We start from the raw sequence: 10,876 nt of genomic DNA, 5'->3' as shown, positions 1-10,876 counted from the left end.
ACCTCCTCGAGGAGGACCGCGGCTCGATCGCGCCTGGCTTGCGTGCCGACCTCGCGCTGCTCTCGCGCGACATCATGGCGCTCGAGGACCCTCGCGAGCTCCTCACGACGACGACCGACGTGACGATCGTCGGCGGCGGCGAACAGGTCGTCGCTCAGCACGACCAGGTCGGCCTGCGTCCCGACCGTGACCGAGCCTCGACGGTCGTCGGCGAACACGACGTGGGCCCCGCCCATCGTGTAGGCGCGGATCGCCGTCTCGAGATCGACCGTCTCCTCGGGGATCCACGGGTCGGACCCATCGAGGTTCGCTCGAGTGATCGCCGTATAGATGCCCACCATGGGGTCCATCTCGGCGACGTTCCAGTCGCTCGAGAACGCCAACGTCGCGCCAGCGTCGCGGAGCGAACGGAACGCCCACGCGTGACGCCACCGGGCCTCACCGACGTTCGCCCGCCAGTCGGCGACGATCTCGGGCGCGCAATGCCGGGGCTGCATGATCGGCGTGACGCCCAGGGCACCGAAGCGCGGCACGTCGTCGGCGTGCAGGCACTCGGTGTGCACCATTCCGTGGCGTGCGCCGACGTCGCCGTTCGCTCGCCGCGCCGCATCGAAGCCGTCGAGCGCGACCCGAAGCCCACGGTCGCCCGTGCCGTGCACGTGGCACGACCACCCGCGGCGCTCGAGCTCGATCACGAGCTCGGCGAACTCGCCGGGTGACCAGAACGTCTCGCCCCGCTCCCCCGGCCGGTTCGCGTACGGCTCGAGCATCGCGGCGGTCCAGGGCTCGATGACGTCGTCGATGTACAGCTTGATCGGGCCGACACGGAGACGATCGTCGTCGTATCGGGCCCGCATGGCATCGAACTCGTCTCGCTCGGCATCGGTGGTGCCGACCGGGTGGAACATCGCCGCGACGAGCCGTGACCGCAGCTGCCCCTCGGCACGCGCCCGCTCGAAGATCCACATGTCGTCGGGCGAGTTCTGTGGCTCGACGATCGTGGTGATACCGAAGGCCGTGGCCGCGTCGATGCTCTCGAGCGTGCGCTCGTACTGCAGGGCCCGCTCGTAGCCGGGCAGCACCCCTTCCAGCGCCCGCTGACCGGCGCGGCTGATGCCCATCACCGCGAAGTCGCCGACGATCCCGGTCGGCTCGCCGCTCCGAGGATCCTTCCGCACGTGCCCCCACGCCAGGGCATCGGTCTCGCGGTCGATGCCGAACCGCTCCATCGCCTCGCGGTTCAGCCATGCGTTGTGCGCGTCGTAGGTCAGCACGAACGCGGGCCGGCCCCCGGTGAGACCGTCGAGGTCCTGCCACACGGGCATGCGCCCGCCGGGCATCGCGGAGTAGTTGAACCCCACGCCCTCGATCCAGTCCTGCTCGGGGTGCGCGTCGGCATGCGCCCGCACCCGCGCCTTGACCTCCTCGAGCGTCGACGCGCCCGCCAGATCGACCTCGAGCGGGTTGGACCCCAGCCGCACGTGGTTGTGGGAGTCGATGAATCCGGGCATCACGGTGGCCCCACGGGCGTCGATCACCTCCGTGCCGGGACCTGTGCGCGCCGCGGCCTCGGCGTTGGAGCCGACCCACGCGATGCGCTCGCGCTCGACGGCCACCGCCTGTGCCCATGGACGCCCCGGGTCGACCGTGTACACGCGGGCGTTCCGCACGATCAGCGACGCCGGCATGCGTCCAGCCTAGAGCGGGGGCGGAGGCGCGAGCTGGCCGCGCGTCACGGCTTCCTCGATCAGCGCGCACGCCTCGGCGTACATCGGGCCGTGTTCGCCCCTCGCGCCCCGGTCCAGGAAGTCGAGCAGCGCCATGGCGTCGAGCGCTGCGGCGATCGAACGCCAGCCGGGGGGCAGCGCACCGCCGCCGGCGTGAAACCCCGCGCTGAAACCGTCGACGAACGCCGCCGACATCCGCTCCTGCCGGCGGAGCATGTTCCCGACGTCGGCGAGCGGCGGCCCCGAGAACGCGAACTCCCAGTCGAGCACGGCCTCGACCCGGGGAGCGCCGTGGAACGCCCGGACGAGCACGAGGTTCTTCCCGTTGAAGTCCGAGTGCACGAGCGAGGACTCCGTCGCCACCGTCTCGAGACTCGATGGCGACTCGCGGAGCAGCGTCAGGAACCCATCGGCGATGTACCCCCCGAGCGCCTCACGGGCCTCCTGCTCGCCGAGGACCCGTTCCCCGAACGCGACCAGGAGCTCGGGAAGCGGTGCCTCGAACGGCTCGGGACGGAGCGTCGGACCCAGCAGGCCCGGCGCGTCGAACGTGAATCCGCCGATCGCCGCGAGCGTCCGTCCCACCGCATCGCCGATCGCCGCCGCATCCTCCTCCCCCGCGGCCGCCAGGGCCTCGTCGAGCGACTCGCCCGCCGCGTACTCCGACAGCGTGAGCGGCACACCAGCGAGCTCCCCGGCCAGGTCGGCTCCGACGACCGCCGGCACGGGCACGCGGTCGCCGACCAGATGCGTGATCGCGACCTCCTTCTCGAGCGAGGCCGCGTCGCGATCGAGACGCAGGACGAAGCGCGCCCCCATGTCGTCGACCACGCGGTACGTGTCGCGACGGACCCCGCCGGTGAGCGCCTCGATCACGTCAACCGGCGTCCCCAACAGCGACTCGGCCGCGGCCTGCAGGACCGGGAGGTGCGGACGACCGGCGTGGGTGGCGAGCCCTCGATCGGGGGTCACTCAGAGCGCCCCGGTCGGGCGCGGGAAGAGCCCCGCGCGCTCCACGACGGCGCGCACCGCGTCGTCGTGGCCCATGCTCATCAGATGCACACCGCCGATGCCGTCGATCGCACGGATCCCCCGGACCGTCTCGACCGTGAGATCGAGACCGACCGCCGCCGCGTCGTCGCCGGCGGTCTCGAGGGCCCCGATCACAGCCGTGGGCACCCGTACCCCCGGGAGCTTCTCGTCCATGAAGCGGGCGCCCGCGGCGCTGCGAAGGGGGACCACCCCGACCAGCACGGAGGCCCGCTCGAAGACGCCGCGCGTCCGGGCGCCCTCGGCCCAGGCGGCGAGCCGGTCGACGTCGTACGCGATCTGCGTCCAGATCAGATCGGCACCGGCGTCCAGCTTCTGCTCGAGGCGCGCCGGATCGTAAGGATCGGCGAGCGGCATCTCCGCGACCCCGATCATGTACCGAGGAGGTGCGTCCATCTCCATCCCGCTCGTGCTCACGCCCTCGTCGCGCATCCGCCGCACGGCGGCGACGACCTCGAGCACCGACACGTCGTTCACCGCCGCCGCGCCGGGCTCGTCGCCGACGTGGATCGGGTCGCCCGACAGGCACAGCACCGATCGGGCGCCGAGCGCCCAGGCACCCAGCAGGTCGGCGGTGATCGCCAGACGGTTGCGGTCGCGGCACGTGATCTGCAACGTCGGTTCGATGCCCGCCCGCGCGACGAGGGCGCATCCGGCGACGGCCGACATGTGGGCGGTCGCCGTGGGGTTGTCGGTCACGTTCGCCGCGTCGATCGATCCGACGAGCGCCCTGGCGTGTGTGGTGACCGCGGCGGCGTCGGCGCCGCGCGGAGGCACGATCTCGCCGGTCACCGCGAACTCTCGCGATCGCAGCACGTCGGCGAGCCGGCCGCCCACGGGCGTCGCGCCTGCGGACACCCGCCCGCCGCTCACCGCCCGAACGCCTGCTGCTCCGCGGCGGAGACGGTGTTCACGAGGAGCATGGCCACCGTCATCGGCCCGATCCCGCCGGGCACCGGCGTGATCGCCCCGGCGACCTCGGCCGCCTCGTCGTGGACCACGTCACCGACGAGGCCGTCGGCGGTGCGATGCACGCCGACGTCGATCACCGTCGCGCCCGGCCTGATCATGTCGCCGCCGATCAGCTGCGGCACGCCGGCGGCGGCCACGAGGATGTCGGCGCGCGTGGTGTGCGCGGCGAGGTCGCGCGTCTTGACGTGGGTGCTCGTCACGGTCGCGTTCCCCCGGATCGAGTCCTGCGCGAGCATGATCGAGAGCGGCACGCCGACGAGGCCCCCGTGACCCACGACGCAGACCTCCGCACCCTCGAGCTCGATGCCCTCGCGCAGCAGGAGCTCGACGATGCCGTACGGGGTCGCGGGCGTGAACGTCGCCTCGCCGCGCACCATCATGCCCACGTTCCACGGGTGCAGGCCGTCGACGTCCTTCTCGGGCGCCACGGTGCGCTGGACCTCGAGCTCGCGCAGCCCCGTCGGCAGCGGCAGCTGCACGAGGATGCCGTGGATGTCGGGGTCGCGGTTCAGCCGCCGGAGCGTCGCCAGCAGCTCGCCCTCGGTCACGTACGCGGGCAGATCGACCTGCTCGGAGCGGATACCGACGTCGGCGCACGCCTTGTGCTTCGCGCCGACGTAGATGCGGGAGGCCTGGTCGTCGCCCACGAGGACGGCGGCCAGGCCCGGTGTCACGCCCCTGTCGGAGAGCGCGCGCACCCGCTCGGTGACTTCCGAGCGGATCGCTGCAGAGACGGCCCTGCCGTCCAGGATGCGGGCGGTCACGGGGCGAATCCTACCCCGGTGGCTGAACGGCCGACCAAATCGCGACCGACGCCCGATCAGTGACGGAAGTGGCGCGTGCCCGTGAGCACCACGGCCATGCCGCGCTCCTCGGCGGCGGCGAGGACGGCCTCGTCGCCCTTCGATCCGCCGGGGTGGATCACCGCCGTGCACCCGGCGTCGGCCGCCACCTCGAGCGCGTCGGGGAACGGGACGAACGCGTCGCTGGCCATCGCCGCGCCCCGCGCGCGATCGCCCGCCTTGCGGGTCGCGATCCACGACGAGTCGACGCGCGACATCTGCCCCGCCCCCACCCCGACGGTAGCGCCCTCGCGCACGAGCACGATCGTGTTCGACTTCACGCGCCAGGCGATCGTCCACGCGAGCTCGAGGTCGGCCCACTCCTGAGCCGTCGGCTCCCTGCTCGACACGACCTTCCACTCGGCGCGGGTCTCGCTCACCACGTCGCGATCCTGCACGAGCGCGCCACCGGGCAGTGGGCGCACGTCGAGGCCGGACCCACCCGGGATCGGCGCCGCCACCACCCGCAGGTTCGGACGCTCGGCGAACGCAGCGCTCGCCGCCGGCGTGTACGACGGCGCGACCACGACCTCGGTGAACACGTCCGCCATCGCCGTCGCGGCGTCGACGTCGGCCTCACCGCGGAACGCCACGATGCCGCCGAACGCACTGACCTCGTCGCACGCGAAGGCGGCCCGGTAGGAGTCGGCCGGTGAGCCCCTCGACGCGGCGCCGCAGGGGTTGTTGTGCTTCACGATCACCGCGGAGCCCTCGGGCATCGCGGCGGCGAGCTCGTACGCGGCCCACGCGTCGAGCCAGTTGTTGAACGACATGTCCTTGCCCTGCAGCACCCTGGCGCCGCCGAGCGCACCGGCGCCCGCCGCCTCGCGGTACAGCGCGCCACGCTGGTGCGGGTTCTCTCCGTAGCGGAGGTCGCCGATCTTCTCGTAGACGAGGCCCACGTAGGCCGCCAGCTCCTCGCCGCCGCTCTGCTCGGCGAACCAGGTCGCGACCGCGGCGTCGTAGGCGGCGGTGTGGGCGAAGGCCGCGGCCGCGAGGGCTCGGCGCGTCTCGCGCGTCAACCCCCCCTCGCCGCGGAGCTCGTCGAGCACGCCGTCGTACCGTCCGGGGTCGACGACGACGCCCACCGACTCGAAGTTCTTGGCCGCCGCGCGCACCATCGCCGGGCCCCCGATGTCGATCTTCTCGATCACGTCGTCGAAGCCGGCCCCGCTCGCCACGGTCTCGCGGAACGGGTACAGGTTCACGACCACGAGATCGAAGGGCTCGATGCCCTGCTCGCCGAGCTGCTCGACGTGCTCGGACTTGCGGCGGTCGGCGAGGATGCCCCCGTGGATCGCCGGGTGCAGCGTCTTCACCCTTCCTCCCAGCATCTCGGGAGATCCGGTGACCTGCTCGACCGGGGTGACCGGCAGCCCCGCGTCGGCGAGCGTCGCCGCGGTGCCGCCGCTCGACACGAGTGTCACGCCCATGTCGACGAGCGCACGGCCGAGGTCGACGACCCCCTGCTTGTCGTAGACCGCGAGCAGCGCGCGACGTACCGCCGTCACCTCACCCATCGTGCTCCTCCGTGATCGTCACGTGCCTGCCCTCGATGACGAGGCATCCCTCGACCAGCGCGCGCACGGCCCGCGGCAGCAGCCGGTGCTCGACCTCGAGCACCCTCGCCTCGAGCGAATCCCGGTCGTCGTCGTCGCGCACTTCGATCGCCTCCTGCAGCACGATCGGCCCGGTGTCGATGCCCTCGTCGACCAGGAACACGGTCACCCCCGTGACCTTCACCCCGTGCTCGAGCGCGTCGCGCACCCCGTGCATGCCCGGGAACGCGGGCAACAGCGCCGGGTGCGTGTTGAGCCAGCGGCCACCGTAGACGTCCAGCACCGGGCGTCCGAGCAGGCGCATGTAGCCGGCGGTCACGACGACGTCGGCCCCGTGCCGCTGCAGGGCGTCGGCCACCGCCCCGTCGAACTCCCCTCGATCCGGGAACGACGACGGCTCGATCACGAGCGTCTCGACGCCACGCTGCTCGGCCCGCTCGAGCGCGGGGATCGCCGGCCGGTCCGCGAGCACCAACGTGATGCGGCGGCCGCAGAACGGGTCGTCGAGGAGCGCCTGCAGGTTCGTGCCGTTTCCCGACACCAGGACGGCGATGCGCTCCCCCATCGCCCGCATGCTACCGAACCCCCGGGCGCCGCCTCTCCGCACGGTCGGATACGAGCTTGGGGTAGCCTTGGAGCGATCCCGACCGACGAGGGGAACGCCGTGAAGAAGTGTCCGTACTGCGCCGAGATGATCCAGGACGAGGCCATCAAGTGTCGTTACTGCCACAGCGACCTGACGGTGGAACCCGGGTCGGCCGCGACGGCGACGGTCGCAGCCCCCGCCGGGGTGACCTCCCCCTCGACCACGGTGCAGGCCTCATCACCGACCCCGGCCGCTGGTCCGTCCTCGCCCGCCGAGGAGAGGCGGGCCGAGTCGGACACGACCACCGAGGAGCTCGCCGACGAGGGACCCGTCGAGCCGACCGAGCAGACGGTCGCCGAGGGAGCCGCAGCGGCGACCACCGCGCAACCGGCATCCGTCGGCGACGTGCGCTACACGCACTCCGGTTACCGGTACGTGCTCGGCTACTCGGCCGACTCGTTCGGCATCTGGGATCGCCAGTCGCCCGCCCAGCCCTCGGAACGTTTCCCGCGCACCGACGAGGGTTGGCGTCAGGCGTGGCTCCGCTTCATCGCCCTGGAACCCAACAACTCCGCCGTCGACCAGGCGGCTTCCGGCCAGGGCCAGCCCTCGACGTCGACGCCGACGAGCGCCACCCCGATGGACCCCGACGACACCGCCGCCGTGCAGTACACGCACTCGGGCACGAGGTACCTGCTCGGCTACGGGCGTACGTTCTTCGGCATCTGGGACCGACAGGCGCCGGCGACTCCCGTGGAGAGGTTCCCCCGCGACGACGCGGGCTGGGCCGCGGCGTGGGGTCGCTTCACACAGATCGAATCGAACTTCACCGAGGTCGGGCTCGGCGGCTGAGCCGCCGCCATGCCGGGCTCGCCGCGCACACTGCTGCTCCTCCCGCGACGCCCCAGGCCAGCGCCAGCGCCGCGGTCGTGACCGGGTCGGGCCCGATGGCGATGCGCCGCGCGACGTCTCCGTCGCCCGTCGACATCCAGAGTGAGCCGGCGAGCGAGACGGCGATCACCGCTGCCGCGAACACCACTCCGCCCGAAGCTCCGGACACGATCGCCCGCGGGATCGACGACGCGGTGCGCCCGAGTCCCCGGAACCCGATCACGATGGCCGCGGCCGGGACCGCCACGAACAGCCACCCGACGATGGGCATCGGCGACGTCGGGGGGGCGCCTTCTACCCTGCCGAGTTCGGAGAGCAGCCATGTCGCCGGGTCGGCGCCGCGCGGGAGGCGGTCGAGACAGAGCAGGTCGCGCGCGGCGCCATCGGCTCGCAGCGACACGCATCCGCCCATCGACGGGGCGAGCACCCACATCGCCTGGTTGGGGATCAGGAGCGCCTGGTGTCCGATGTACAGGGCGGCGCGCTGCGATCCCCCCGACCACATCTCAACGGAATACCGCTCGAGGCCCTCCGGCCGGAGCGCGGCGAAGACCAGCAGGCCGACGAAGCACAGACCGGTCGCCCAGACGAAGGCGCGCAGGCCCGCCCGCACCGCGCGAGCCGGCGCGTGGTGCCACGAGGCCGATGCAGACCACCCGCCGAGCACGCCCGCGACGAGCGCGATCGCGGCCGGGATCAGGAACCCCTCCCATGCCGGTGCCGTGATCGAGGTCGACCCCGGGAGGAAGTCGCCCGCCGTCCGCAGCCGCAGATCGACCGAGGCATTCACAACCCCGATCAGGACGGCGTACGGCACGGCGATCGATGCGCCGGCCACGACGCGCCGCACGCCGACGTCATGGACCCGCCGGGCCGTCGCCCTGGCACCGACCACGAGCATCGCCACCGCGACCGCCGCGATCGTGAGCATGCCCAGCCGGACGCCGACGACGCCCACGCCGAGCCCTTCCACCGCCCCGCCGGACCCCGTGGCGGTGATCGCGACCGCATGTCCCGCCATCGTGTAGAGCCAGCCCACCCGGAGCTGCGTGGGGGCTGCGAGCCCGCCGCCGGCCACGTTGACGAGCGAGGGAGGGATCTGGCCGAGGGCCGCGACGGCGAGGGCCGCGGCCATCGCCCTGAGCACGGCCACCGGTGCGGCGCCGAGCAGGTCGCGGGTGAACGAGGCCGCCGATCGGTGGGCGACCTCGGCGAGGGTCATGCCAGAGCCACCTCGACCAGTTCGGCCACCTGGCTGGGGGTCCTCGCGACCCGCACCCCGCCGGCTTCGAGCGCCTCGGCCTTCGCAGCCGCCGTGCCCTTCGACCCGGTCACGATCGCGCCCGCGTGACCCATCCGTTTGCCCGGCGGCGCCTCGAACCCGGCGATGTACGCGACCACCGGCTTCGTCACGTGCTCCGTGATGTAGGCGGCCGCCCGCTCCTCGTCGTCGCCACCGATCTCCCCGGTCATGATCATCAGGTCGGTCTCGGGGTCGGCTTCGAACATCTCGAGCGCCTCGATGAACCCGATGCCGTGCACGGGATCGCCGCCCATGCCCACGCAGGTCGACTGGCCGATGCCTCGCTGGGTGAGCTCGTGCACGATCTGATACACGAGCGTGCCGGAGCGGCTCACGAACCCGACCCTCCCCGGCATGCACACCTCGGGCGGGATGATGCCGACGTTCGAGACGCCCGGCGAGATCGCACCCGGGCAGTTGGGGCCGATCAGCGTGGTGTCGCGACCCGTCAGGTAGCTGTGCACGTACGCCATGTCCTTCACCGGGATGCCCTCGGTGATGCACACGGCCAGCCCGATGCCCGCATCCGCGGATTCCAGGATCGCCTCGGCCGCGAACCGGGGCGGCACGAAGATCATCGATGTGTTCGCGCCGGCCTCCCGTACCGCGTCGGCGACCGTGTCGAAGACGGGGATGCCCTCGACGTCGTGTCCGGCCTTCCCCGGCGTGACCCCTGCCACGACGTTCGTGCCGTACGCACGGTTGCGCAGCGTGTGGAACGTGCCTTCCTTCCCGGTGAGCCCCTGGACCACCAGCCTCGTGTCGGCCCCGACGAGGATGCTCACGCGGCCGCTCCGTTCGCGAGGGCGGCGGCTCGCTCGGCCGCCTCGAGCATCGTGGCGGCCGCCACGATGCGGGGGTGGGCGGCCTCCGCGAGGATCGCGCGGCCCTCCTCCGCGTTCGTGCCGTCGAGGCGCACGACGAGCGGGACCGTTGCCTCGACGCGGTCCAACGCGCCGAGCACCCCGTGCGCGACGAGATCGCACCGGGTGATGCCGCCGAAGATGTTGATGAACACGGCCTTGACCGCGGGGTCGGAGAGCACGACCTCGAGTGAGGTCGCCATCTGGTCGGCGCTCGCCCCACCGCCCACGTCGAGGAAGTTCGCGGCCTTGGCACCCGCCTGCGCGACGACGTCGAGCGTCGACATCACGAGCCCGGCGCCGTTGCCGATGATGCCGACGTTGCCGTCGAGCTTGACGTACTGCAGCCCCTGCTCGTTCGCACGCGCCTGCACCGGATCGATCGGGAAGGCATCCTTGTAGGCCTCGACGTCGGGGTGGCGGAACAGCGCGTTGTCGTCGACCGTGACCTTGGAATCGAGGGCGACGACGACGCCGTCGTCGAGCTGTACGAGCGGGTTCACCTCGACGAGCGTCGCGTCGCGTTCCTGCAGCAGCTCGTACATCCGTCGCAGCACGTCGGAGGCTCCCTCGCGCGCGTCCGTCGGCAGCGTGCCGACCAGCTCGCGCACGTGGAACGCCCGCAACCCGAGCATCGCGTCGACGTGCGCCCGGCGAAGCGCCTCGGGGCGGGTGCGAGCCAGCTCCTCGATGTCCATGCCACCCTCGGCGGTCATCATCGCGAGATAGTCGCCGGTGGAACGGTCGAGGAGCATCGACGTGTAGAACTCCCGTGCGATCGGCAGCAGCTCCTCCACGAGCACCTGACGCACCTCGTGGCCCTTGAAGTCAGAGCCGAGCATGCGGGCGGCCTCCTCGGCGGCCCGCTCGGGCGAGTCCACGAGCACCACGCCGCCGCCCTTGCCGCGCCCGCCGACCTGGACCTGCACCTTCACGACGCTCCGGCCGCCGAGCTCGCGCGTGGCGTCGGCCGCCTGCTCTCCCGTCTCGGCCACGATGCCTCGCGGCGTCACGATGCCGTGGGCGCGGAAGAGCTCCTTGCCTTGGTGTTCGTACAGGTCCATGTGGCTCCTGGGAGGTGAG

Annotated in this window: 10 protein-coding genes; 1 reads left to right on the top strand and 9 read right to left on the bottom strand. The window is 72.3% G+C overall.

The window, feature by feature from the left end:
- From VFI59_11330 to purN, 6 genes are all read right to left on the bottom strand, one after another.
- Positions 1-1,688 (bottom strand): amidohydrolase (locus VFI59_11330; GenBank protein HET6714288.1); only part of this gene is annotated, 1,688 nt, incomplete at its 3' end.
- A gap of 9 nt (positions 1,689-1,697) precedes the next feature.
- The gene (locus VFI59_11325) at positions 1,698-2,699 is read right to left on the bottom strand and encodes a phosphotransferase (protein ID HET6714287.1); all 1,002 of its coding nucleotides are present in this window, start codon (positions 2,697-2,699) and stop codon (positions 1,698-1,700) included.
- Positions 2,700-3,635, bottom strand: a complete 936-nt coding sequence (locus VFI59_11320) for a methylenetetrahydrofolate reductase (protein ID HET6714286.1) — start codon at positions 3,633-3,635, stop codon at positions 2,700-2,702.
- Positions 3,636-3,646: 11 nt separating this feature from the next.
- Positions 3,647-4,513 (bottom strand): bifunctional 5,10-methylenetetrahydrofolate dehydrogenase/5,10-methenyltetrahydrofolate cyclohydrolase, encoded by an 867-nt coding sequence (locus VFI59_11315; protein ID HET6714285.1) that lies wholly within the window; start codon positions 4,511-4,513, stop codon positions 3,647-3,649.
- Positions 4,514-4,569: 56 nt separating this feature from the next.
- A complete protein-coding gene (gene purH / locus VFI59_11310; GenBank protein ID HET6714284.1) occupies positions 4,570-6,111 on the bottom strand; it encodes a bifunctional phosphoribosylaminoimidazolecarboxamide formyltransferase/IMP cyclohydrolase in 1,542 nt (513 codons plus the stop codon).
- A complete protein-coding gene (gene purN / locus VFI59_11305; protein HET6714283.1) occupies positions 6,104-6,715 on the bottom strand; it encodes a phosphoribosylglycinamide formyltransferase in 612 nt (203 codons plus the stop codon). Before purN ends, purH begins: the two co-directional genes overlap by 8 nt.
- Before the next feature lie 99 nt (positions 6,716-6,814).
- Here purN and VFI59_11300 point away from each other — a divergent pair, with 99 nt between their 5' ends.
- Positions 6,815-7,588, top strand: coding sequence for a hypothetical protein (locus tag VFI59_11300; protein ID HET6714282.1), 774 nt, complete (start codon positions 6,815-6,817; stop codon positions 7,586-7,588).
- Here the strand turns inward: VFI59_11300 and VFI59_11295 are convergent.
- From VFI59_11295 to sucC, 3 genes are read right to left on the bottom strand one after another with little or no spacing between them, the layout of a single operon-like run.
- Positions 7,563-8,849: a hypothetical protein gene (locus tag VFI59_11295; GenBank protein ID HET6714281.1), complete on the bottom strand. Its 1,287-nt coding sequence runs from the start codon at positions 8,847-8,849 to the stop codon at positions 7,563-7,565. The genes VFI59_11300 and VFI59_11295 overlap by 26 nt on opposite strands.
- On the bottom strand, positions 8,846-9,715 hold the full coding sequence (gene sucD / locus VFI59_11290; protein ID HET6714280.1) for a succinate--CoA ligase subunit alpha: 870 nt from the start codon (positions 9,713-9,715) through the stop codon (positions 8,846-8,848). Before sucD ends, VFI59_11295 begins: the two co-directional genes overlap by 4 nt.
- Entirely contained in the window at positions 9,712-10,857 is a 1,146-nt protein-coding gene (gene sucC / locus VFI59_11285; protein HET6714279.1) for an ADP-forming succinate--CoA ligase subunit beta, read from the bottom strand. Before sucC ends, sucD begins: the two co-directional genes overlap by 4 nt.
- Between the last annotated feature and the right edge of the window lie 19 nt (positions 10,858-10,876).

This window comes from Actinomycetota bacterium (assembly GCA_035697485.1).
In the GTDB taxonomy this organism is placed as follows: domain Bacteria; phylum Actinomycetota; class UBA4738; order UBA4738; family HRBIN12; genus JAOUEA01.
The sequence above is the reverse complement of the archived record's forward strand: the minus strand, read 5'-3'. Positions and strand labels throughout refer to the sequence as shown.